Consider the following 22,784-nt stretch of genomic DNA (forward strand, 5'->3'; position numbering starts at 1 on the left):
GCTCACACGCGGTGGATGCTCATCAGGTTGGTGTTCCCCGGGATGTTGAGCGGCACGCCCGCGACGACGACGACGGGCGCGCCCTCCTCGCAGATGCCCTCGCGCAGGCACAGCTTTCGCACCTGGCCCAGCATCGCGTCGGTGGAGCGCACCCGGCGCACCTGCAGCCCCGTCACGCCCCAGTACAGCGACATCCGGTTGACGGTGGTCTCGCTCGGCGTCAGCGCGATGATGCGCGCGTTGGGGCGGAACTCGGAGATGAGGCGCGCGGTGTGGCCGCTCTCCGTGTACGCGACAATCGTCCCGATGTTGAGCTGACCGGCCGCCGCCACCGCCGCCGCCGCCACGCCCGTGCCCAGATCCTCCGAGCGCTCGAAGGGGGAGTGGTGCTGGTGGCGCGTCACGCCGCGCTCCGTCTCCTCGACGATGCGGGCCATGGTGGCCGCGGCCTCCGTGGGGTAGCGCCCCGCGGCCGTCTCGCCCGACAGCATCACCGCGTCCGCGCCGTCGAGAATCGCGTTGGCCACGTCGGACACCTCCGCGCGCGTGGGGCGCGGGTTGCCCACCATGCTCTCCAGCATCTCCGTGGCGACGATGACCAGGCCGCCCATCTGGTTGACCACCTTCACCATGTGCTTCTGGATGGCGGGCAGCTGCTCCAGCGGCATCTCCACGCCCAGGTCCCCGCGCGCCACCATGATGCCGTCCGCGGCGCGGGCGATGGCCTCCAACTGCTCCACGGCCTGGGGCTTCTCAATCTTGGCGATGAGCGGCGTCTTGTTCTTCGCCACGTGCTTGCGGGCGCGGTGGATGTCCTCGGCGGTGCGCACGAAGGACAGCGCCACGTAGTCCACGCCCACCTCCTGGCCGAAGGCGAGGTCCGCCTCGTCCTTGGCGGTAATCGTGGGCACGGACATGGGCGAGCCGGGCAGGTTCAACCCCTTGTGGTCCTTGAGCAGGCCGCCCACCTCCACCTCGCACAGCACGTCCTGGCCGGACACCTTGCGCACCCGCAGGCGCACCCGGCCGTCGTCCAGCAGGATGGCGTCCCTGGCCGCCACGTCCTTCACCAGGGACTTGATGGGGGTGGGGATGATGGAGCCCTGGCCCACCACGGCCCGGGTCGTCACCGTGACGCGTTGGCCCGGCTTCACCACGAGCTGTCCTCCCTCGAACTTTCCCAGGCGGATCTTCGGCCCCTGGATGTCCTGGAGGATGGCCACCGGCAGCTTCAGCCGCTGGGCCGCCTTGCGGATGAGGGACACCCGGTGGCGGTGCTCGTCATGCGTGCCGTGCGAGAAGTTCAGCCGGGCCACGTTCATGCCCGCGCGGATGAGGCCCTCGATGGCCTCCAGCGAGCTCGTTGCGGGCCCCAGGGTGCAGATGATCTTCGCCTTGCGCATAGGTGCGCGCATCCTAGGCGCCCGGGTGCGTGGCTTGACAGCTTCGCGCTCGGGGGACTAACTCTTCGCGTCCAAGTACCGAGCTTCAGCAAGAAAGCCCGGCTTCCCTGGGAGGGGGGGCCGGGCTTTCTCGCGTCCAATGGGGCGCGTCACAGCTCGAGGGTCTTCCCCGTGCCCTTGGGCCCGCCCAGCGGCGGGTGGCCCGGCGGCAGCACCTCCGCGTCCATGTCGATGGGAGGCGCGCTGCCCGGGGCGGGCATGCCGGGAGGAGGCAGCGGGGCGGGCTCGTCCATCAGGCCTCCCGGGCCGCTGCCACCCACGCCAGGGCCGCCCTCCTGGAGGGATTCGATCTCCTCGCGGCTGATGCCCGCGAGCGTGAGCACCTTGCGCGTGACGCGGATGCGCGCGTGGCTGGTGAGCGCCATGGCGATGGAGTCCGAGGGCCGGGCCTCCAGCGTCATCTTCTTCGCGCCCTGCTCCAGGAAGACGCGGCCCGAGTAGACGTTGTCGCGCAGGTCGTCGATGCGGACCTCCGTCACCTTGCCGCCCAGCTCGTCCACCACGTTGTCCAGGAGGTCCTGGGCCAGCGGCTGCGGCGGCTCGCGCTTGGCCAGGCGGAAGGCGATGGAGACGGCGGAGGCCTCGTCCACGAAGACGGGCAGCACCACCTGGCGGTCCTTGGTGGTGAGGACCACCGCGTGCGTCTGGGCCTCCATCAGCGGCACGACGTCCTGGACTTCCAGTTCGACCAGCTCCGAGCAGGCCTTGGGGTCGCCCCCGTGCTCGGTGATGCAGGGTTGCTCGGTGGCGCCAGGCAGGGTGGCGGCGACAGCACCGGGCGCCGTGAAGGCGGGGAGCAGCAACGTCCCCCCCAGCGCCAGCAACAGCGCCGAGAGGGGGGCGAAGAAGAAAGTGGCGCGGTTGGGTGTTCTCACACCCTGAAGCTACGCACCCGCACCCCTGTCGGGAGGGTACGGCTTCCGCCCGGTTGCCCTGGGCGCCACGAACCGGCCGCCCGGAGGGCAAGGGAGCGAACGTCAGCGGCGCTCGTCGTCCTCGTCCTCGTCGTCGTAGTCCTCTTCGTCGTCGACGTCCTCGTCCTCATCCTCGTCGAGGTCGTCATCCTCGTCCTCGGAGTCCTCGTCCTCGTCTTCATCCTCGTCGTCGAGGGTGTCCGCGACGTCCTCCGACTCCAGCGTCATGGAGACGGCGAACTTCTTGTCGAGCACGGCGATCTGCGCGCGCATCTCCGAGAGCGCGGCGACGAAGTCCTCCGTGAGATTCGCGGGCGCCTTCGCGTCGCAGTGGGGACAGACGATCTTCTCCGTCCCCTCGATGAGGTCTTGAACGTCAAGCTCGAAGCTTGCCTCGCACTTCTGGCAGGTGAAGTCGATGCTCATGGTCGGGCGCGGCATACAAAGCCCTCCAACCAGCTGTCAACGTCCGCGAAAAGGGGGCGTGGTGGTGAGGGCCCTACATCCGGTAGCGTCCGTCGGATGGACCTCCCGAAGACGATGGTGCATGCCCTCCATGACCGGGCCGCGCAGCATGAGCATCGGCCGGCCCTCTGGACGCGTCGAGGACGCGCCTATGTCCCCACCTCCTGGTTCGAGTACGCCCAGAAGGTCAAGGCCTTCGCCCTGGGCCTGAGGAGCCTGGGCTACGGCGCGGGCCAGCCGCTGGGCATCATCAGCTTCAACCGCGAGGAGTGGCACGTCGCGGACCTGGCCGCCATGGCCATGGGCGGGGTGCCGGTGGGCCTGTACACCACCAGCGCGCTCGAGCAGCTCGAGTACATCCTGGGCCACTGTGAGGCCACCGTCCTCGTCGTGGAGAACGAGAAGCACCTGGCCACGGGCCTGGCGCTCAAGGCCCGGCTGCCCAAGCTGCGCCACATCATCGCCCTGGACGTGCCGGAGGGGCCCCTGCCCGAGGGCGTGTGGCGCTACTCGGAGGTGCTGGCGCGCGGCACGGGCGTGGACGACAAGCCCTACTGGGACAGCGTCAATGCGCTCCAGCCGGAGGCGCTGTGTACGCTCATCTACACCTCCGGGACGACGGGCCACCCCAAGGGGGTGATGCTCAGCCACCACAACATCGCCTGGACGTCGCGCCAGCTCATCATGGCCGTGGAGTTCGGCAAGCAGGACGGCGTCATCCTCTCGTATCTGCCGCTGTCGCACATCGCCGAGCAGGTCATCTCGCTGCACAGCCCGCTGATGCTCGGCGTCCAGGTGTACTTCGCCGACTCGGTGGAGGCGATGCCGGGCAACCTCAAGGACGTGCGCCCCACGTTCTTCTTCGGCGTGCCCCGCGTGTGGGAGAAGTTCCGGGCCAAGGCGGAGGAGGGCCTGCGCTCCCAGCCCCCGCTCAAGCGCCGCATCGTGTCCTGGGCGCGCGGCGTGGCGTCCGAGTACCACTCCCGGGCCCAGCGCCACGAGCGCATCCCCGTGACGCTGGACGCGCAGTACAAGCTGGCGCAGCGGCTGGTGTTCGAGCCGCTCAAGGCCCGCATCGGCATGGAGCGGGTGGACTTCTTCGCCACCGCGGCGGCGCCCATCGCCCGGGAGGTGCTGGAGTTCTTCGCCTCCATCGACATCTTCATCCACGAGGTGTGGGGCATGACGGAGGTGTCCGGCCCCGGCACCGTCAACACCCAGGAGGCCACGCACCTGGGCACCGTGGGGCGCGCGATGATCGGCGTGGAGGTGCGCATCGCCGAGGACGGGGAGATCCTCGTCAAGGGCGGCAACGTGTGCATGGGCTACTACAAGAACCCGGAGGCCACCGCGGAGCTGCTGGAGGGCGGGTGGCTGCACTCGGGGGACGTGGGGCAACTGGACGGCGAGGGCTACCTGCACATCACCGGCCGCAAGAAGGAGATCATCGTCACCTCTGGCGGGAAGAAGACGGCCCCGGGAAACATCGAGGAGCTGCTCAAGTCGCTGCCCGCGGTGGGCCACGCGGTGGTGGTGGGCGAGCGGCGCAACTACCTGGTGGCCCTGCTGGCGCTGGACGTGGAGAAGGTGCGCGCCCTGGCGAAGGAGAAGGGCTGGCCCGAGGACGTGGGCACGCTCGCCCGCGACGCGCGCCTGCGCCAGCTGCTCCAGGAGAAGCTGGACCGCGACATCAACCCGAAGCTGTCCCGCTTCGAGACCATCAAGCGCTTCGCGGTGCTGGAGCAGGAGCTCTCCGTGGACGCCGGTGATTTGACGCCCACGCTGAAGGTCCGCCGCAAGGCCGTGGAGCAGAAGCACGCGGCGCTCATCGAGTCGCTCTACGCGGAGCTCGGCGCGGCCCACACGGGCTGAGGCGGTGCGGGGCAGGGTGGCCCGCAAGCAGAAAGGGGCGGGAACCTCTTGGGTCCCTCGCCCCTTCTCACCTCACGGAGGACCGCGGCCTACTTCGCGGCGCGCTTGTCCATGGGGACGTAGTCCCGGCGCTTCTGGCCCGTGTAGACCTGGCGCGGACGGGCGATCTTCTGCTCGGAGTCCAGGACCATCTCCTCCCACTGCGCGCACCAGCCCACCGTGCGGGGGATGGCGAAGAGGACGGGGAACATCTCCGCCTGGAAGCCCATCGCCTCGTAGATGAGGCCGGAGTAGAAGTCGACGTTCGGGTAGAGCTTGCGCTTGACGAAGTACTCGTCCTGCAGCGCGATGCGCTCCAGCTCCACGGCCAGCTCCAGCAACGGGTTCTTGCCCGTCACCTCGAAGACCTCGTCCGCCACGCGCTTGATGACCTTGGCGCGCGGATCGTACGACTTGTAGACGCGGTGGCCGAAGCCCATCAGCTTCTTCTCGCCCTCGCCGCTCTTCACCGACTTGATGAAGTCCGGGACCTTGGAGATGTGGCCGATCTCACGCAGCATGCGCAGCACCGCCTCGTTGGCGCCGCCGTGCAGCGGGCCGTAGAGGGCGCCGATGCCCGCCGTGACGGCCGAGTACGGGTCCACTTCCGACGAGCCCACCGTGCGCACGGACGTCGTCGAGCAGTTCTGCTCGTGGTCCGCGTGCAGGATGAAGAGGACGTCGAGCGCGCGCTCGAGCACCGGGTGCACCTTGTAGGTGGTGGTGCCGATGCGCTTCACCATCGCCAGGAAGTTGGCGACGTAGGACAGGTCATTGTCCGGGTAGATGTAGGGCAGGCCCATCGTGTGCCGGTAGGAGAACGCGGCCAGGGTGGGCATCTTGGCGATGAGCCGGGTGATCTGGATGCGGCGGCTGAGCGCATCCTTGGTGTTCTTCGCGTCCGGGTAGAAGCTGGACAGCGCGGCCACGGTGGAGCCCAGCATGGACATGGGGTGCGCGTCGTAGCGGAACCCGTCCATGAAGGACTTCACGTTCTCGTGCACGAACGTGTGGTGCGTCACCAGGTGGACGAACTGCTCCAGCTCCTTCGGGGTGGGGAGCTCACCGTTCAGCAGGAGGTAGGCGACCTCCAGATAGCTGGACTTCTCGGCCAGCTGCTCGATGGGGTAGCCGCGGTACTCCAGGATGCCCTTGTCACCGTCGATGAAGGTGATGGCGCTCTTACAGTTCGCGGTGTTGAGGAACGCCGGGTCGTAGCCCATCAGACCGAAGTCATCGTCCGAGACCTTGATCTGGCGGAGGGCGTTGGTGCGAATACAGCCGTGCTCGACCGGGACCTCGTACGTCTTGCCGGTCCGATTGTCGGTGATCGTCAGCGTGTCCTTGGGCATGGGCGGAGATTTCACAGGGCGCAGATCGCTTTCAACAAAAAAGAACGATAAGTCGGTGAGGGAGACACTGATGTTTCCTACGGGGACGCTGAAATGCGGACGCCCGAGCGGGTGAGCTGACGCCAGAAGCCCGGAAAGCTCTTCTCGACACACTCGGGGCCGGTGAGGACGAGGGTCACTCCGGACAGCACGCTCAGGGTCGCGGCCGTCATGGCGAGCCGGTGGTCACCCCGGCTGTCCATCTCGAAACGGGCGGGCGGCGTGGACGGGGACGTCACGAGGAGGGTGTCATCCTCCAGCTCCGCCTTGCCGCCGAAGGCCGTCACCAGGTCCCGGATGCCTTCCAACCGGTCGCTCTCCTTCAGTCGGAGGATTCCGACGTCCGTGAGCGTGGAGGGCGCGGGGAGCACACAGGCGAGCGCCGCCAGGGTCGGCAACAGGTCCGGGCACTCCTTGCCCGAAGCCCGCAGGCCGCCCGTGGGCCGTCCCGTCACCTGCAGGACGTGCGCCTCCGACGCGGGTTCGGTCCTCAAGCCCACCTGCTCGATGAGCCGGAGGATGGCCTGGTCCGGATGGGCGCTGGCCGTGTCCGCGCGCTCCACGGTGCCGCCGGCCTTCCAGGCCACGAGCAGCAGGTAGCCCAGCGAGGACCAGTCGCCCGGGAGCGTGGGGACGCTCGGCGGCGGGGTGTAGCCGCAGACGGTGTAGCGGGAGGCGGACTTCTTCAGCTCGAAGCCGAAGCGCTCCAGCCACGTCAGCGTGAGGTCCAGGTAGCCCGCGCTCGTCAGCGTGCCCTCGATGTCCACGCTCCACGCGCGGCGCTCGCGCAGGTACAGCGCCGCGCAGCCCAACAGGAGGCTGGAGGCGTACTGGCTGCTCTGCGAGCCGGGGACACGGAACACGGGCTCGACGGAGGACGTGTCCGTGGGCGCGGTGATTTCCACCGGCCAGGGCTGTCCCTCGGTGAGGGTGAGCCCCGCGGGGCCGAGCGCGTCCTTCAGCGACGTGAAGAGCGGCCCGTGGGGACGCTCGCCCAGGCGAGGGGTGCCGGTGAGGCGCACGCGCGCGCCGGGCGTCACCGCGACCTGGGTGGCCAGGATGCGGAACGGGGCGCCACCGTCGGCGCAGTCCACGTCTCGCACGGGGCCGGCCGGAAGGCGCAGGGCCTCCACGCCCCGGCGCAGCACGCGCACGTCGGCGGGCAGGTCCTCGTCGGACTCGGCCTGCACGGAGGGCAGCGGCCAGGAGCCGGTGAGGTGGCCCAGCACCAGCGCCCGCTGCGCGTCCGACTTGGACACGGGCGGCGTGAGGGGCGAAGCCTTCAGGCCCGAGGTCTCCACCACGATGCGATGGGTGCTGGCGCTCACGGGCGCACCCCCTTCGCCCACGCGGGCCACAGCGCGCGCCACGTCTCCGGGCCCACGTCGCGGACCTCGGTGGCGCCGATGGCCGTCAGCAGCACCATGCGCAGCTCGCCCTTGGCGCCGGCCTTCTTGTCGGCGTCGAGCAGGGTGGTGATGGTCTTGAGCGATGCGGGGCGCAGCAGTTGGGCCACGCGCTCGCGGCCGAGCACGCCGGGGCCGTTCTCCAGCGCGGCCTCCGCCTGGGCGGCGATGGGCTCGGGGGTGACGCCCAGGTGGCGGCCCACGTCCAGGGCCAGCAGGATGCCCAGCCCCACCGCGTCGCCGTGCGACAGCTTGAAGTGGGACACGCTCTCCAGCACGTGGCCGAAGGTGTGGCCGAAGTTGAGCACCCGGCGCAGGCCCTGGAACTCGTACGGGTCCTGGGCGCAGACCTTCTCCTTGAGCCCGCGCGCGTGCTTGACCAGCCTCTCCAGCGCGGGGGGCGTGCGCGTGTAGCGGCGGAACAGGGCCGCATCCAGGCTGATGACCATCTTCCACGCCTCGAGCGAGCCCTCCCGCACCTGCGTGGGCGACAGCGAGGCGAACAGCTCCGGGCAGATCCACGACTCGTCGGCGTAGTGGAAGACGCCGGCGGGGTTCTTCACCACGCGGCCCTTCACGGTGAGGTCCACCGCGCCCTTGCCGCCGAGGCTGCTGTCGACGGCGGCGAGCAACGTGGTGGGCACCTGCACCAGCCGCACGCCGCGCTTGAGCAGGTGCGCGGCCACGGTGGAGACATCTCCCACGGTGCCGCCGCCCACGGCGACGAGCGTGCCCGAGCGCGGCAGGGACAGGCCCGCGGCGAGCACCTTCTCCAGCGCCGCGAAGCTCTTGGCGCTCTCACCGCCCACCAATTGGACGATGGCGCGAGGCGCGCGGGCCTCGAGCGCGGGGAGGAGCGTCGGGTGGAGCCTGGCGACGGTGCGGTCCACCACCGCGAGGCTTCCCTCGGGGAGGCGCCTGGCGAGTCGGGTGAAGGGTCCCCAGCGATCGTTGGGTGGACGGTAGGCGCCGGGAGGGTAGGGGGTCATAGGGTGTTGGGGCGTGCGTTCATCTGTTGGACGAGGTCTGCGATGACCAGGGACACCATGGACTCCAGCACCGGGACGGCGCGGGGCATGATGCACGGGTCGTGACGGCCACCCTTCGCGTGGTCCGCCAGCGTCGCTGGGGGTTTGAAGTAGGCGCGGACCTGGAGCGGCTCGCCGTTGGTGAGCCCGCCCTGGATGCCGCCGTAGACGTCCTTCACGGAGTGGAACTGGGTGCCCGGCTGACCGATGCGCTGCATCAGGTCCGGCGGTCCCCAGACGACGCCGGTGACGGCGCCCACGCTGCCCAGGGCCTGGGCGATGAGCGCCTTGATCTTCCCGAAGATGGGCTCGCCCAGTCCCACCGGCAGGCCCTCCACGCGGATGTCGATGGAGCCGCCCAGGCTGTCTCCGGCCTCCTTGGCGGCGAGGATGCGGCGGGACATCTCCTCGCGCACCGCCTCATCGGGGCAGCGCGTGGGGTGTGCGTCCACCATGGCGCGCGTCAGGCCCGGGGCGGGCACGGAGGCGATGAGGTCGCCCACCTGGGACACGTACGCGACGGTGCTCAGGGTGGGCATGTCCCGCTCCAGGTACGCCTCGGCGATGGTGCCGCCGATGACGCGGCAGAGCGTCTCGCGGCCGCTGGTGCGCCCGCCGCCGCGGTGGTCGCGGTGCTTGTAGCGCTCGCGCCACACGGCGTCCGCGTGGCCGGGCCGGTCCACCTGCTTGAGCTCCTTGTAGTCACCGGAGCGCTGGTTGGTGTTGCGGACGATGGCGGCGATGGGCGTGCCGAGCGTCTTGTCCTCGAACACACCGGAGAGGATCTCCACCTGGTCCGGCTCGTTGCGGGGTGTGACGAGCGCGGACTGGCCCGGGCGGCGGCGGTCCAGCGCGGCCTGGATGCGAGCGCTCGTCAGCGGCACACCCGCGGGGCAGCCGTCCACCACCGCGCCGAGCGCGGGGCCGTGGCTCTCGCCAAAGGTCGTCAAGCGAAAGAGGACGCCGAAGGTGTTCATGTCGCGGTCTCCCAGAGCTGGCGCTGTCGCCGGGCCTGCGCGACGAACCACGCCGCACCCAGCAGGACCGGGGTTCCGCCGCGCCGCGTGATCTCCGCCGCGATGCGTCGGCCGGGCGCACCGTACGCGATCACCGCGACGCGTGCTCGCTCGAATCGCAGGGAATCCGGTGGAGCCACCCGGTCCGGCCAGGTCCACACGACGGCCCCCGTCACCGGCCCCTGGATGTCGGCGCGCCGCAGGACTCGCAGCGCCTGGCCACGCTCGGCGGCCACGGTGCGCAGCGCGGAGGTCGCCCCGCCGTCGCCCAGGATGACGACGTCCTTCGCGTCCAGGCGCTCCAGGACCTTCCGGGCGCCCTCGGTGTCGGTGTTGAAGGACTCCCACTGGGAGCCCCGGCGGACCAGGGTGTTGATGGCGTCCAGCGACGAGCCGGTGTGCTTCGCGAGCCGCAGCTTGAAGGGGCTGGTGACGGCGAAGCCGCCGTAGTGGGGCACGAGCGAGTCGAGCACCGCCTCGACGGGTCCGTCCTCGGGGAGGTCGATGCGGTCGAAAGGCTGGCGGTGGATGCGGGGCGAGCGGGAGTGGGTGATGGCCGTCCCGAAGATGCCCAGGCGCAGGGGGGCGGGGAGCGTCGTGCGGTCCGCGCCCCTCCACTCGCGCACGGCGTCGTCGAGCAGCCGCTGTCCCGGCGCCGCGGCCCAGGAGCCGCCCGCGGCCACGTAGTCGAGCAGGTTGTTGCGCGCCAGCACCGCGCGCGCCGGCAGCGCCACCGCGCCCATGCCGAGCACGGTGACGCGCGACACGCCGAAGCGCTCGCCCAGCTGTCGCTGCGTCTCCAGCAGCACGGAGAGGTGGGCCGGGTCCGTCATGGGCTCCACGTGCTTCACCAGCGCGTCGGCGGGCAGCTCGCGCGACCACAGCGCGAGCGCTTCATCGGTGGTGAGCTGCCGGTCCGCGTGGTGCGACGCGAGCAGCTTGCCGGAGGGCGCGTCGAGCGGGCCCTTCTGCCCGGTGGCGTCCATCAGGTCCCGGTCCACGCGCCACGCGGCGGCGACCCAGGCGGGAGGAAGGGGCTTGCCACGCTCGGACACGAGCAGCGGGAGCACGTCCGCGAGCGCGGCGGCGTCCACGGCGTCGGGGGCGTGCAGGTCGGTGCGAATCTCCAGCACGTCGGCGCCGCGACGCTGGCACCCCCGGGCGAAGTGCACGGCGTCGGGGCCGAGCAGGGTGGGGGGCAGCGTCACGATGCGCCGGGCGGGCGTCACAAGACCTCCTCGGGATGCAGGCAGCCCCGGAGGAAGTCCACCAGGGCGACGGTGGGAACGCGGGCGTGCAGCGCCTCGCGCTCGCGGAAGATGGAGGCGATCTCCTCTTCCAGGGAGACCTCCGGTCGCAGCCGGGGGCGCGTCCGGTCCGTGAGCAGCCGCTCGCGGTAGGTCTCGAACGTCACGGGGATGATGAGGGTGAAGGTGCCGGCGAGCGCGTCCGGGTGATGCGACAGGAACCCGCCGCCCACGGCCACGAGCCCCCCGGGGGGCAGCTCCAGCAGCGCGCGGCGCTCGGCGGCGCGGAACTCGGCGGGGGCCTGGGCCACCCAGGTGCGCAGCGGACGTCCGTGCGTCTTCTCCAGGTGCGCGTCCAGGTCCACGCCCGTGCGCCCGAGCAGCCGGGCCACGCGGGGCAGCAGCGTGGACTTGCCGGCGCCCCGGTGGCCACCCAGCACCACGGTCTGCCCCGCAGCGGGACGGGGCGTGGGCCCCGGGCGCGTGAGGGCGTCCCTCAGTGCCGGCCTGAGCCGGGGATCCACCGAGGAGAGGACATTCTCGACGAGGTGTTGCCGCGGCTCAGCGGACGAGGCCGACATACACGTTCGCCGTTCCGAACGTCAGCGGATGCGCGCTTCGCTCCGCATAGGCGCCGGACTGGTCCATCAGCGACAGGAAGCGCTCCCCCGCGGGGAACGCCGCCGACGTGCGGGGCAGGTACTCATACGCCGCGCGGTTGCCGGTGAGCAGGCCGCCCACCGTGGGCATCACCGTCTTGCTGTAGAAGCGGAACAGCGCGCCGAAGACGCCCGTGGGCTGACCGAACTCCAGCACGACGACGCGGCCGCCCGGCTTCACCACGCGGCCCATCTCGCTCAGGCACTTCACCGGGTCATCCACGTTGCGGATGCCGAAGGCGATGGACGCCACGTCGAAGCGGTTGTCCTCGAAGGGCAGGTCCATGGCGTCGGCCACCTGGAAGTCCACTGGGAGCCCCGCCTTCGCCGCCTTGGCGGGGCCGCTCTCCAGCATCTCCGCGCAGAAGTCGGTGCCAATCACGTGGCCCGTGGCGCCCACCTTGCGCTTGAACGCGAGCGCCAGGTCACCCGTGCCGGAGGCGCAGTCGAGGACGCTGTCCCCCGGCTTCGCCTGGCTCAGGCGCACCGCCGTCCGTCGCCACAGACGATGGATGCCGAACGACAGGACCTCGTTCGTCACGTCGTACTTCGTGGCGATGGAGGAGAACATCTGACGGACTTCGGTGCTCATCTCGCCCTCACGACCTGGGCCGGACTCTCCGGCCGCCAAAGATGTCGACCCACCGCGTCTAGCACGGGTGGTAGCCGCTGCATCAACGTTTGGAAGCGCTCCGGCGTCAGCGCCTGGTTCCCATCGCACAGCGCCTGCTCGGGCCGGGGATGGACTTCAATCAGCAGCCCGTCCGCGCCCGCCGCCGCGGCGGCCAGGGACATGGGCAGGATGAGGTCCACCTGCCCCGTCGCATGGGACGGGTCGACGATGACGGGCAGGTGCGTGCGCTGCTTGGCCCAGGCGACCGCCGCCAGGTCCAGCGTGTTGCGCATCTCTGTCTCGAACGTCCGGATGCCCCGCTCGCACAGCATCACCTGCTCGTTGCCGCCCTCGAGCACGTACTCCGCCGCCAGCAGCCACTCCTGCAGCGTCGCCGACAGGCCCCGCTTCACCAACACCGGCCGGCGCACCTTGCCCAGCGCGCGCAGCAGCGAGAAGTTCTGCATGTTCCGCGCGCCCACCTGGAGGATGTCCGAGGACTCCGCCATGAAGGGAATCTGCGCGGTCTCCATCACCTCACTGATGATGGGCAGCCCGTGGCGACGGCCCGCCTCGGCCAGCAGGTGCAGGCCGGGCTCGCCCATTCCTTGGAACGCATAGGGACTGGTGCGGGGCTTGAACACGCCACCCCTCAGCACGTGGGCGCCCGCCTGGGCCACGGCGGCGGCAGTCCGGTCCACCTGCTCCAGACCTTCGACGGCGCACGGCCCCGCCATCACCACGAACCCCGGTCCACCCACCTCCACCGAGCCCGCACGCACCCGCGTGCCCTCGGGACGGAAGGCTCGGAGCACACGCCGCGCGCCCGTCTCCTTCCCGGCCACCGCCGGCGCGGATTCGTCTGGCTGCTTGCCTCCCACGAGCCCTCCCATCCACCGAGTTCAAGAGGTTTTGAACTCCTTGGTGCATGTATAGCCGTTATGGCTTAGAAGACAACCGAAGGTGATTTCAGGGCAGTCGCGGATGAGGACCGCTGATGAAGACGCTCAATCCCGTTGAGGGCCAGCGCTGGGTGGCCGGAATGATGCCCCTGGCGGCGGTGGATCCACTCTCCGGAGCGGATTCGCTGGGCGTTCCGACGGTGTATTGGGAGCGGCCCCTGGCGCGCGAGGCGGCGGCGGGCTGGGGCGAGGCGGCGGTCGTCGAGGCGACCGTGCCCGCACAGGTCCCCGCGGTGCTGGGCTCCTTGGGTGTCCTCTCGTTGCGGTGGTTGGGCCCATCTCCGTCGGACATGCCGGGTCCCTGGTTCGGCGGGCTCCGCTTCGGCGCGGCGGGGGTGGTGGACGAGGCGTGGGCCGCGCATGGCGTGGCGCGCTGGACGCTGCCGGAGGTGCTGGTGTGGCGCACCGGGAGCGGGCTGGCGGTGGCCGCGTTCGCGCCCGAGGAGCGAGGGGGCGAGGACGTGGTGCGCTCGCGGCTCGAGCGGGTCCGCGCGCGGTTCTCCGCGGGGTATCGCCACGCGCGGGGCGCGGACGTCGCGCTCACGGTGGTGTCGTCGCGGCCGGAGTTCGAGGCGCGCGTGGAGCGGGCGCTGGAGGCGATTGCCTCGGGACAGCTCCAGAAGGTCGTGCTGGCGCGGCCCGTGGATGTGGAGGCCGCCGAGGCGTTCGACGTGGTGGACGTGCTGGCGAGGCTGCGTGAGCAGAACCCGCGCTGCGCCACCTTCCTTTTCCGCGCGCTGGACGGGACGTGCTTCCTGGGCGCGACGCCGGAGACGCTGTGTCGGGTGGAGGGCCGGGCGCTGGAGACGGAGGCCCTGGCGGGCACCGCGGCGCCGCGCGAGGCCGAGGGGTTGCGAGGACAGGACAAGGACGCGCGTGAGCACGCCGCGGTGGTCCGCTACATCCTCGCGGCGCTGCGCACGCTCGCGGACGAGGTCCACTCCGACGCGGAGCCCCAGCTGCTGGCGTTGAAGAACGTGGTGCACCTGCGCACGGGCATCGGCGCGCGGCTGCGCGAGGGGGTGTCGGCCGCGCAGGTGGTGGAGGCGCTGCATCCGACGCCGGCGGTGGGCGGGACGCCTCGGGAGCGCGCGTTGTCCTTCCTGGTGGAGCACGAGGGGCTGGACCGGGGCTGGTACGCGGGGCCGGTGGGGTGGGTGGGGCCCGAGCGGGCGCACCTGATGGTGGGGCTGCGCTCGGCGCGGGTGCGGGGTGCTCGCGCGCGGCTGTACGTGGGTTGCGGAATCGTGGCCGGCTCCATCGCGGAGGCGGAGTGGCGGGAGACGGAGATGAAGAGTCTGGCCGTGTTGCGTGCGTTGGGAGGCGGGGATGTCGGGCGACAGTAATCTCAACCTGCTGTGGGCTCGCGCGCTCGTGGAGGAGCTGGTGCGCGGCGGCGCGCGACACGCGGTGGTGTGTCCGGGGTCGCGCTCCTCGCCGCTGGCCATCGCCTGCGCGCGCGCGGAGGGCCTTCGCACCTGGTCCGTCATCGACGAGCGGAGCGCGGCCTTCTTCGGGTTGGGGCTCGCGAAGCAATCGCGCACGCCGGTGATCCTGGTCGCGACGAGCGGCACCGCGGGCGCGCACTTCTACCCGGCGGTCATCGAGGCCTCGCTGTCCCAGGTGCCCCTCATCGTGCTCACCGCGGACCGACCGCTGGAGCTGCAGGGGTGGGGCGCGGCGCAGACGGTGCCGCAGGCGCGCTTCTATGGTGAGCACGCGCGCAGCTTCACGGACGTGGGCGTGCCGGAGTCGAGCGACGTGGCGCTGTCTCACCTGCGCGCGACCGCCGCCCGCGCCGTGGCCACCTCGCTGCGGGCCCCTCGGGGCGCCGTGCAGCTCAACGTGCCCTTCCGCGAGCCGCTCGCGCCGGTGACCGAGGCATATGGTGAGGAGCGCCTGTCCGCGCTCGCGAAGCACGGTCGCCCGGGGATGCCGTTCACGCGCATCGCCGCGCCCGCGCCGGTGCCGGACGCGGCGGTGCTGGAGTCGGTGCGTCAGCGCATCGCCGCGACGGAGCGGGGTGTCATCGTCTGCGGTCCTCGCGACGAAGTGGACGGTTTCGCCGAGGCCATCTCCGCGCTGTCGCAGGCCACGGGCTACCCGGTGCTGGCGGAGGCCACGTCCCAGGCTCGGTATGGCGGCGGTCCGCTGACGCTCTCGCACTACGACGCGATGCTTCGTCACGCGCCGTTCGCCAGGGCGCATCGGCCGGAGCTGGTGCTGCGGTTCGGGGGTGGGCTGACGCCCAAGGTGCCGCAGCAGTGGCTGGACGGCTCGGGCGCGGACATCGTGCTCTTCAGTGACGGGGGGGCGCTGTTCGACCCCGCGCACCGCGCGGCCACGGTGGTGGAGGGCTCGGCAGTGGCGGCGTGTGCCGCGCTGGCGAAGGGCGTGAAGCGGAGCGTGGGCCGGTGGACCCAGGGCTTCCTCGCCGCGGAGCGGATGGTGCGCGGCGCGTTGGAGACGGCCTTCGCCGAGCGACCGGACTTGCTCAGCGAGCCGCGCATCGCTCGCGAGGTGGTGGCCGCGCTTCCGGCCGAGGTCCCGCTGTTCGTCTCCAGCAGCATGCCCATCCGGGACGTGGACGCGTTCGCCCCGGCGAGTGGTGTGCCGCTGCGCGTGCTGGCCAACCGGGGCGCGAATGGAATCGACGGCATCATCTCCAGCGCGCTCGGTGTCGCGGCCGCGGCGTCGCGTCCCGCCGTGCTGCTGACGGGGGATCTGGCGCTGCTGCACGACGTGGGCGCGTTCGTGACGGCGGCGCGCTCGCGCGTTCCGCTCACGGTGGTCGCGGTGAACAACGACGGCGGCGGCATCTTCTCGTTCCTACCCATCGCGCAGGCGGCGAAGCCGGACGAGTTCGAGGCATTGTTCGGCACGCCGCACGGCGTGGACCTGTCGCACGCGGCGGCGCTGGGTGGGGCTCGGCTGCATCGGCCCACGACGCCCGCGGCGCTGCGAGCGGCGGTGCGTGAAGGACTGGAAGGCGGCCTGCACCTGGTGGAGGTGCGCGTGGACCGGGCCGCGAACGTGGATGACCACCGGCAGCTCTTCGCGAGAATGGCCGCCGCACTCGGAGAGGGACCATGGGCGTGACGCTGGCGTACGAGACGTGGGGCGAAGGCCCCCGACCGCTCGTGCTGCTCCACGGCTTCACCGGGAATCGCGGCTCGTTCGACGGGCTGAAGCCGCTGATGGGCCGCTCGGTGAAGGCCATCGCGGTGGACCTGCCGGGCCACGGCGCCACGCCGCTGCCCGAGCGGCGCGGACGCGATGGCTTCCTCGATACGGTGGACGCGCTCGTGTCCCTGGTGGACTCGCTGGGGCTGGGCACGGTGGACCTGCTGGGGTACTCGCAGGGCGCGCGCGTGGCGCTGGCCGCGGCGGTGCGCGCGCCGGACCGCTTCGGTCGGCTCATCATGGAGAGCGGATCGCCCGGGCTGCACCGTCGTCAGGAGCGCGCCGAGCGGCGGGAGTCGGACGGGCAACTGGCGGCCTTCATCCGCGCGAAGGGCGTCGACGCCTTCGTGGAGCGCTGGGAGGCGCTGCCGCTGTTCGACTCCTTGCGCGCCATGCCCGCGGAGCGGCGGGAGCGACTGCGGGCCCATCGCCGGGCCTGCACGGCGGAGGGGCTCGCCGGAGCGCTGGAGTGCCTGGGGCTGGGCGTGCAACCCGATTACTGGTCGGAGCTGCACCATCAGCGCCTGCCCACGCTGCTCTTGACGGGGGCGAAGGACGAGAAGTTCACGCAGACGGCGCGGCGGATGGCGGCGGAGCTCCCGGTGGTGTGGCGACATGCCTTCACGGACTGTGGCCATGCGCCCCATCTGGAAGCGCCGGAGGAGTACGTCCGCGAGGTGCTGGGCTTCCTGCAGACGCCCTGGTACGAGGCGCCCCAGTTCGAGGCGGCCGCCACGGGGGCGGACCCTGGGAGGATGAGTCCGTGAGCACGTCGGTTCCTGGCGCACCGGTGTCCCTGTCGAAGCCTCGTCCCACGGTGAAGACGTGGTTGATGGCCGTGCGTCCGAAGACGCTGACGGCGGCGCTGGTGCCCGTGCTGGTGGGGACGTCGCTCGCGTTCGGCCTGGGCGTGGGGCGACTGCTCCCGGCGCTCGCGGCGCTGGTGGGCGCGGTGCTCATCCAGATCGGCACCAACTTCATCAACGACTACTACGACTTCAAGAAGGGCGCGGACACCCACGAGCGCCTGGGCCCCGTGCGCGTCACGCAGAGCGGGCTCATCGCGCCGGGCACGGTGTTGATGGGCGCGGCGGTGTGCTTCATCGCGGCGACGGCGGTGGGCGCCTATCTGGTCGCGGTGGGCGGCTGGCCCATCGTCGCGATTGGACTCGCGTCGCTGCTCTGTGGCTACGCGTACACGGGTGGGCCGTTCCCCTTGGGGTACAACGGCCTGGGAGACCTGTTCGTCTTCATCTTCTTCGGGCTGGTCGCGGTGACGGGGACGTTCTACGTGCAGGCCGGCACGGTGCATCCGGCGGCGTGGTGGGCGGCGATCCCCGTGGGGGCGAGCGGCACCATGCTCATCGTGGTGAACAACCTGCGCGACGTGACGACGGACGTGAAGGCCGGCAAGCGGACGCTGGCGGTGCGCTGGGGCACGACGGCGGGCAAGGCGGAGTACGTGTTGTTGCTCGCCGCCTCGTTCGCCACGCCTGTCGCGATGTACGCGCTGGGGTACGCGGCACCCTGGGTGTTCCTGTCGTTCCTGAGCCTCCCGTTGGCGGTGCCTCCGCTCCAGCGCGTGATGCGCGAGCAGGGGGCGGCGCTGAATCCCGCGCTGGGCGGCACCGCGCGCTTCCAGCTCATCTTCGGAGTGCTGTTCGGGCTGGGCCTGTACCTGCGATGATGTGAGTCCATGCGCATCGTCAAGGCAACCCTGACCCCGCTCCGACTGGAGCTGCTCCAGCCCCTGAAGACGGCCCGAGGCACCTATTCCGCGCGCGAGGGTTTCCTCGTGCGCCTCGAGGACGAAGAGGGGCGGGTGGGGCTCGGTGAGGCGATGCCGCTGCCCGAGTTCGGCACGGAGTCGCTCCCCGTCTGCGGCGAGGTGCTGGCGGCGTGGCTGTCCTCGCTCGAAGGGCAGTTCCTGGGCGACACGGTGCGCGCCGTCGAGGACACGCTGTCTCCGTTCCCGCCGACAGTGGCGAGAGGAGAGGGTGTCCGGGTGCGAGCCCGTCATCCCGCGCCTCCGGGGCCGGTGCCCGCCGCGGAGCATGCGCTGGAGCTGGCGCTGTTGGACCTGCTCGCGAGGCGGCAGGGGGTTCCGCTGTGCTGGCTCCTGGCCGAGGAGGCGCGCCCCGAGGTCCTGGTCAATGCGCTGCTGGGCGGTGAGACGGCGGAGGCGCTGGTGGATGAGGCGCGAGTGGCGGTGGCCGAGGGGTATGGGACGCTCAAGCTGAAGGTGGGCGGTCGCGCGCTGGAGGAGGACGAGCAGCGCGTGAAGGCGGTGCGCGAGGCGGTGGGGCCGGACGTGAAGCTGCGGCTCGACGCGAACGGTGGCTGGTCGGAGCTCGAGGCGAAGCGCGCGTTGGACAAGCTGGGCTGGTACCAGTTGGAGCTGGTGGAGCAGCCGACGCCGGCGGACGACCTTGCCGCGTTGTGGCGCGTGCAGCGACGTGCGCCGTGCATGGTGGCGGCGGACGAGTCGCTCGGTTCTCCGGAGACGTTGCGCGCGCTGCTGGGTTCGGATCCATTGTTGGGCGGTGGGCCGGCGGTGGGCGCGGTGGTGCTCAAGCCGATGGTGTTGGGAGGGCTGCTGCCCGGGCTCGTGGTGGCGATGCGCGCCGCTCGGCTGGGCATGCAGGCGTATGTGACGAGCTCGTTGGACGGCGTGGTGGCTCGGGCTGGGGCGGCGCACCTCGCGGCCGCGTTGCCTTCAGGGGCGCTCGCGTCGGGGCTCGCGGTGGGGAAGCTCTTCAAGAGTGAGCCCGCCGTGCATGACTACCGGCCGCTGCATGGGCGCATCCGGTTGCCGGAGACGCCGGGGCTCGGGCTGGATGCCGGAGCGGTGGTGTGACGACGTTCGGTTGTCCCATCCGCGAGGGCGCCCGCGTTCATCCGGAAGCGGAGGCGCTCACATACGCCGGGCGCTCGTGGAGCTACGGAGCGTTGGACGCCGAGGTGAATCGGTGGGTGGCCGCGCTCGAGGCCCGGGGCATCGGCGCGGGAGAGCGGGTCGCGCTGCTGTCGACGAACCAGCCGGCCTGTGTGTTCCTGTTCTGGGCCCTGGGGCGGCTGGGAGCGCTGCTGGCGCCGCTGAACGCGCGCCTCACTCGCGCTGAGTTGGCCCCGTTGGTCGAGGACATCGCGCCCGCGCTCACCTTGGCGATGGGGGCCTTGCGAGAGCGTCTGCCAGGGGCGGAGCCGCTGGAGACCTTCGCGTCGACGGCGTACGTGGCTTCGGGGGAGGGGCTCCCTCGCGAACGGACGCCGGATGCCTTCGCGTCGACGACGTTCGTGGCGTCGGGGGAGAGTCTCTCACGCGAGCGGACGATAGAGACCTTCGCGTCGCCGGCGTACGTGGCGTCGGAGTACGTGGCGTCGAGGGAGCGGCTACCGCGCGAGCGGACGAGGGAGACCCGCGCGTCGTCGGAGACGCCGACACCTGAGCTGGCGTCGGGACGGCAACTGCCGAATGCGCAGTCGCTGAAGTCCTCTGTGGCGTCGGCAGTACGACCGCCAGACGAGGAACTCTTGGTAACGGGTGCGTCGCTGACGCCGTCCACGGCCTGTGCGTCGTCGACAGGGCGACCGACGGAAGGCGAGCCCCTGGCTCCCTCGGAGCCCTCGACGACCTGCGTGCCGCTGGTTGAGGACGCACCGCGCGTCGTGCTCTTTACAAGCGGGACGACGGGCAGGCCGAAGGGCGCGGTGCTGACGGAGGGCAACTTCCGTGCGTCGTGCCGAGCCTCTGCGGAGAACCTCGGAGCGCATCCCGCGCCGCGCTGGCTCGGGACGTTGCCACTGTTCCATGTCGGTGGTCTCGCGATGTTGACGCGCACCGCGTACGAGGGAGGCTGTCTCGTGCTGCACGAGCGCTTCGACGCGGAGGCCACCAGTCGAGCCATCGACGAAGGCGTGACGCACGCGAGCCTCGTCGCCACGACGCTGGAGCGGGTGCTCGACATCCGAGCCGGTCGCCAGGTGCCGGAGACCTTCAAGCTCGCGCTGATTGGCGGTGGGCCCGTGCCAGTGTTCCTGTTGGACCGGGCACGCGCAGTGGGGCTCCTGGCGCTCCAGACCTACGGTCTCACCGAGGCCTGTTCCCAGGTGACGACGGAGTCTCCGTCCGAGGCGGATGGGAAGACCGCGGGACGCTCTCTGCCGGGGACCCAGGTGCGCATCGTCGGAGACGACGGCGCTGCACGAGGCCCTGGCGAGGAAGGCAACATCGAGGTCCGAGGCCCCACGGTGATGGCGGGCTACTGGAATCGTCCCGACGCGACGCGCGAGGCGTTCCGCGACGGATGGCTCCACACGAAGGACCTCGGGGTGCTGGACGCGCGAGGTCGCCTCACGGTGCTCTCACGTCGAACGGACCTCATCGTCAGGGGAGGGGAGAACATCTACCCGGCGGAAGTGGAGGCGGTGCTCGCCAATCATCCCGCGGTGCAGGAGGCCGCGGTGATTGGCGTCCCCGACGCGAGATGGGGCGAGGTCCCCGTGGCGTTCCTCGCGCCACGCGCCGGGCAGTCGCATCCGGACGCACTGGTGCTGGAGACCTGGTGCCGTGAATCACTCGCGGGCTTCAAGCTGCCCACGCGCTTCATCTGGCTGGACGTGCTGCCCCGCAACGCGATGGGCAAGCTCGAGCGCACGGCGTTGCGCAAGGTCATCACGGAGGGGTGATAGGACTTTCCGCCGTGGGAGGCAGTGGCGCACGGGCCGAGGACTTCAGGAGCACCTCCCTGAAGCGCCCATCAGGAGCAGCCACGCAGACGTTGAACCCGTCCACGTTGCCGCAGGTGACGTGCTCGCCCAGGCGCTGGAACAAAGCCAGCTTCGGTGGGTCCACGACGTAGAGCGTGTCCGACGAGAGCCGGCCTTGCTCGACATCGGTCTTCAGCTCCTCACAGACCTGCTGGACATGTCGTTCATTGAAGCGCGCGGCGTATCCGCTGTTCGTCGACAGGCCCTTCCGGTACGCGAGGTCCCCCCAGCGTACATAGTCATCCCGGCGGAACGTGTTCTGGGTGCATGGCAGCTTCGAGTCATGGATGTACGGCGGATACAGCACCACGTGCCGGTAGAACGAATCCAATTGCGCCCACTCCGGTGCACCGAGCCGAGGCCACGGCGCCGGTCGAAACCGCCTCTGCGTCCACAGTTCCTCGGTGTCGACCACCTGGATGACCACCGCGCCCAGCAGGATGCCCGTGAGAACGGCGGGACGCTCGCGCCAGCGCCAGATGACGAGTGCCAGGATGCCGGTGAGCACCAGGTAGTGGAGCGGCCAGATGAAGCGGCCTGAGGAGCGGAACATCCCCAGCACCGGCATGAACACGTCGGCCAGCTTGCGCACCGACAGCACGACGACGCCACCGAGGGTCAGCGTCGTCGAGAACGCGAGCAGCGTGAGCAGACCTACCGCGGCCAACAGTGGCTGATGGGCTCGGGCCCACGCTCGAACCTCGGGCCACCAGACAGAAGGTCGCCCCAGGACCGCGCCGAGCGCGAGCACTCCCGTGCCGAGATAGCCGAAGCCCTCGTACTGGTCCTTGCGCGTCGGGAGCGCCGGCAACACCCATGACCACGCCATCGGGTTGATCAGCGTGAGCATGTCCGAGCTGTAAGCCCCGAAGCCATGCGCCGCGCCTCGTACCCCCTGGCCCACATAGCCGAACGCAAAGAAGAGCCCGCCCAGCATGAGCGTGCCCCCCAGGAACACGAGTCCCGCCTGCCGCCGCGTGAGCAGCCGCTCCTGCCACGTCATGCTGACGAGCAGCGCCGTCGAGAGCGCGAAGACCATGACCATCAAGTACGGGTGGACGCCAGCCGCGAGCACGTTGATGAGCAGGACCTCGCGCAGCGTCCGCCACGCACTTCGCGCATCCGGCCGCGGACGCAGGTGCAGCCACAGCAAGGCCGTCAGCATCCAGTGCGCGCAGAGCGTGTCGTGCTCGAATCGGAAGACAAGCACCGGCGCGAGCACGAACAGCGCGGCCCCCAGGAGCTGATGCGCGGCCCGAGGCGTGAACAGCGCCATCAGCTTGACGCCCATGAACCCCTGGAGCGCCAGGCATGACGCGAGCCACAGCCCGATGAACTGGAAGTCCTGGGGCAGCCAGCCCGAGAAGGGCTTGAACGCCAGCGCGAGCCACGGATTCGAATCCGTGAAGCCCACCGTGGTGGTCAGCGGCGCCATGTAGCCGGGAGTCCTGCCGAGGGGAAAACCCCAGGGGGCCTCACGGAAGAACCACCAGCCGAGCACGTGCTGCGCCCAGTCCCCCCAGCCCAACCACTCCAGGGACGTGGGGTCCAGCGCCCGCGCGCCGCCCAGCGCGATGAACCAGAGCACCCCCAGGAGCGCCCCCGCCCAGGGGACAAGTCGCGTCAGCGCCGTCTCGGGGCGCGCTGCGAGGCCAGGGCTGCGTGTGTGGGTACCCACCGACGTCCTCTTCCGCACACCAGGACCGCGACGAGGCGCGGCACTCGAAGTGGGAGGGGAGCAATACCCCGGGCGAAG

At 70.8% G+C, this 22,784-nt stretch carries 19 protein-coding genes; 7 read left to right on the forward strand and 12 right to left on the reverse strand.

Translation table 11 applies throughout. The features are described 5' to 3' along the window. Nucleotides 1-2: 2 nt before the first annotated feature. The 3 genes from pyk to K8640_RS13695 all read right to left on the reverse strand — a co-directional run bounded on the left by pyk (nucleotide 3) and on the right by K8640_RS13695 (nucleotide 2,818). Nucleotides 3-1,403, reverse strand: coding sequence for a pyruvate kinase (gene pyk, locus K8640_RS13685; protein ID WP_223747438.1), 1,401 nt, complete (start codon nucleotides 1,401-1,403; stop codon nucleotides 3-5). A gap of 149 nt (nucleotides 1,404-1,552) precedes the next feature. Next, nucleotides 1,553-2,338, reverse strand: a complete 786-nt coding sequence (locus K8640_RS13690; RefSeq protein ID WP_223747439.1) for a bifunctional nuclease family protein — start codon at nucleotides 2,336-2,338, stop codon at nucleotides 1,553-1,555. Nucleotides 2,339-2,440: 102 nt separating this feature from the next. After that, a complete protein-coding gene (locus tag K8640_RS13695; RefSeq protein ID WP_194869028.1) occupies nucleotides 2,441-2,818 on the reverse strand; it encodes a hypothetical protein in 378 nt (125 codons plus the stop codon). A gap of 81 nt (nucleotides 2,819-2,899) precedes the next feature. Here K8640_RS13695 and K8640_RS13700 point away from each other — a divergent pair, with 81 nt between their 5' ends. Continuing rightward, nucleotides 2,900-4,714, forward strand: coding sequence for a long-chain fatty acid--CoA ligase (locus tag K8640_RS13700; RefSeq protein ID WP_223747440.1), 1,815 nt, complete (start codon nucleotides 2,900-2,902; stop codon nucleotides 4,712-4,714). Between the two features lie 89 nt (nucleotides 4,715-4,803). Here K8640_RS13700 and K8640_RS13705 read toward each other — a convergent pair whose 3' ends face one another. The 8 genes from K8640_RS13705 to aroF form a co-directional block, all read right to left on the reverse strand. Continuing rightward, nucleotides 4,804-6,105, reverse strand: a complete 1,302-nt coding sequence (locus K8640_RS13705) for a citrate synthase (RefSeq protein ID WP_223747441.1) — start codon at nucleotides 6,103-6,105, stop codon at nucleotides 4,804-4,806. Between the two features lie 77 nt (nucleotides 6,106-6,182). Continuing rightward, on the reverse strand, nucleotides 6,183-7,472 hold the full coding sequence (locus K8640_RS13710) for a 3-phosphoshikimate 1-carboxyvinyltransferase (protein ID WP_223747442.1): 1,290 nt from the start codon (nucleotides 7,470-7,472) through the stop codon (nucleotides 6,183-6,185). Continuing rightward, nucleotides 7,469-8,539: a 3-dehydroquinate synthase family protein gene (locus K8640_RS13715; RefSeq protein WP_223747443.1), complete on the reverse strand. Its 1,071-nt coding sequence runs from the start codon at nucleotides 8,537-8,539 to the stop codon at nucleotides 7,469-7,471. The genes K8640_RS13710 and K8640_RS13715 overlap by 4 nt, the downstream gene beginning before the upstream one ends. Continuing rightward, entirely contained in the window at nucleotides 8,536-9,555 is a 1,020-nt protein-coding gene (gene aroC / locus K8640_RS13720; protein WP_223747444.1) for a chorismate synthase, read from the reverse strand. Before aroC ends, K8640_RS13715 begins: the two co-directional genes overlap by 4 nt. Beyond that, a complete protein-coding gene (locus tag K8640_RS13725; RefSeq protein ID WP_223747445.1) occupies nucleotides 9,552-10,823 on the reverse strand; it encodes a shikimate dehydrogenase in 1,272 nt (423 codons plus the stop codon). Before K8640_RS13725 ends, aroC begins: the two co-directional genes overlap by 4 nt. Then, nucleotides 10,820-11,365, reverse strand: coding sequence for a shikimate kinase (locus K8640_RS13730; protein ID WP_223747446.1), 546 nt, complete (start codon nucleotides 11,363-11,365; stop codon nucleotides 10,820-10,822). The genes K8640_RS13725 and K8640_RS13730 overlap by 4 nt, the downstream gene beginning before the upstream one ends. 37 nt (nucleotides 11,366-11,402) lie before the next feature. Continuing rightward, nucleotides 11,403-12,092 (reverse strand): bifunctional demethylmenaquinone methyltransferase/2-methoxy-6-polyprenyl-1,4-benzoquinol methylase UbiE, encoded by a 690-nt coding sequence (gene ubiE, locus K8640_RS13735; RefSeq protein WP_223747447.1) that lies wholly within the window; start codon nucleotides 12,090-12,092, stop codon nucleotides 11,403-11,405. Then, nucleotides 12,089-12,994, reverse strand: a complete 906-nt coding sequence (aroF, locus tag K8640_RS13740) for a 3-deoxy-7-phosphoheptulonate synthase (RefSeq protein WP_223747448.1) — start codon at nucleotides 12,992-12,994, stop codon at nucleotides 12,089-12,091. Before aroF ends, ubiE begins: the two co-directional genes overlap by 4 nt. Before the next feature lie 116 nt (nucleotides 12,995-13,110). Between aroF and K8640_RS13745 the strand changes: the two genes are divergently transcribed. Genes K8640_RS13745 through K8640_RS13770 form a run of 6 tightly spaced genes read left to right on the forward strand, consistent with a single transcriptional unit; the run spans nucleotide 13,111 to nucleotide 20,947 of the window. Beyond that, nucleotides 13,111-14,421 (forward strand): isochorismate synthase MenF, encoded by a 1,311-nt coding sequence (locus K8640_RS13745; RefSeq protein ID WP_223747449.1) that lies wholly within the window; start codon nucleotides 13,111-13,113, stop codon nucleotides 14,419-14,421. Next, nucleotides 14,405-16,174, forward strand: coding sequence for a 2-succinyl-5-enolpyruvyl-6-hydroxy-3-cyclohexene-1-carboxylic-acid synthase (menD, locus tag K8640_RS13750; protein ID WP_223747450.1), 1,770 nt, complete (start codon nucleotides 14,405-14,407; stop codon nucleotides 16,172-16,174). The genes K8640_RS13745 and menD overlap by 17 nt, the downstream gene beginning before the upstream one ends. Then, the gene (gene menH / locus K8640_RS13755) at nucleotides 16,165-17,025 is read left to right on the forward strand and encodes a 2-succinyl-6-hydroxy-2,4-cyclohexadiene-1-carboxylate synthase (protein ID WP_223747451.1); all 861 of its coding nucleotides are present in this window, start codon (nucleotides 16,165-16,167) and stop codon (nucleotides 17,023-17,025) included. The genes menD and menH overlap by 10 nt, the downstream gene beginning before the upstream one ends. Continuing rightward, nucleotides 17,022-17,945, forward strand: coding sequence for a 1,4-dihydroxy-2-naphthoate polyprenyltransferase (locus K8640_RS13760; RefSeq protein ID WP_223747452.1), 924 nt, complete (start codon nucleotides 17,022-17,024; stop codon nucleotides 17,943-17,945). Before menH ends, K8640_RS13760 begins: the two co-directional genes overlap by 4 nt. Before the next feature lie 9 nt (nucleotides 17,946-17,954). Continuing rightward, nucleotides 17,955-19,115 (forward strand): mandelate racemase/muconate lactonizing enzyme family protein, encoded by a 1,161-nt coding sequence (locus K8640_RS13765; protein WP_223747453.1) that lies wholly within the window; start codon nucleotides 17,955-17,957, stop codon nucleotides 19,113-19,115. Then, the gene (locus K8640_RS13770; protein ID WP_223747454.1) at nucleotides 19,112-20,947 is read left to right on the forward strand and encodes an AMP-binding protein; all 1,836 of its coding nucleotides are present in this window, start codon (nucleotides 19,112-19,114) and stop codon (nucleotides 20,945-20,947) included. Before K8640_RS13765 ends, K8640_RS13770 begins: the two co-directional genes overlap by 4 nt. Here K8640_RS13770 and K8640_RS13775 read toward each other — a convergent pair. Then, complete coding sequence (locus K8640_RS13775; RefSeq protein WP_223747455.1) at nucleotides 20,934-22,706, reverse strand: DUF6311 domain-containing protein; 1,773 nt, start codon at nucleotides 22,704-22,706, stop codon at nucleotides 20,934-20,936. The two genes, K8640_RS13770 and K8640_RS13775, sit on opposite strands and share 14 nt — an antisense overlap. Nucleotides 22,707-22,784: the final 78 nt, after the last annotated feature.

Origin of the sequence: Myxococcus sp. XM-1-1-1, from assembly GCF_020037095.1 — a bacterium.
Classification (GTDB): Bacteria; Myxococcota; Myxococcia; order Myxococcales; family Myxococcaceae; genus Myxococcus; species Myxococcus fulvus.

Excerpts from the sequence above, each read along its gene's own strand:
- pyk (WP_223747438.1), bottom strand. The coding sequence starts at position 1,403 with ATGCGCAAGGCGAAGATCATCTGCACCCTGGGGCCCGCAACGAGCTCG.
- K8640_RS13695 (WP_194869028.1), bottom strand. The coding sequence starts at position 2,818 with ATGCCGCGCCCGACCATGAGCATCGACTTCACCTGCCAGAAGTGCGAG.
- K8640_RS13700 (WP_223747440.1), top strand. The coding sequence starts at position 2,900 with ATGGACCTCCCGAAGACGATGGTGCATGCCCTCCATGACCGGGCCGCG.
- K8640_RS13705 (WP_223747441.1), bottom strand. The coding sequence starts at position 6,105 with ATGCCCAAGGACACGCTGACGATCACCGACAATCGGACCGGCAAGACG.
- K8640_RS13715 (WP_223747443.1), bottom strand. The coding sequence starts at position 8,539 with ATGACCCCCTACCCTCCCGGCGCCTACCGTCCACCCAACGATCGCTGG.
- aroC (WP_223747444.1), bottom strand. The coding sequence starts at position 9,555 with ATGAACACCTTCGGCGTCCTCTTTCGCTTGACGACCTTTGGCGAGAGC.
- ubiE (WP_223747447.1), bottom strand. The coding sequence starts at position 12,092 with ATGAGCACCGAAGTCCGTCAGATGTTCTCCTCCATCGCCACGAAGTAC.
- K8640_RS13745 (WP_223747449.1), top strand. The coding sequence starts at position 13,111 with ATGAAGACGCTCAATCCCGTTGAGGGCCAGCGCTGGGTGGCCGGAATG.
- menD (WP_223747450.1), top strand. The coding sequence starts at position 14,405 with ATGTCGGGCGACAGTAATCTCAACCTGCTGTGGGCTCGCGCGCTCGTG.
- menH (WP_223747451.1), top strand. The coding sequence starts at position 16,165 with ATGGGCGTGACGCTGGCGTACGAGACGTGGGGCGAAGGCCCCCGACCG.
- K8640_RS13765 (WP_223747453.1), top strand. The coding sequence starts at position 17,955 with ATGCGCATCGTCAAGGCAACCCTGACCCCGCTCCGACTGGAGCTGCTC.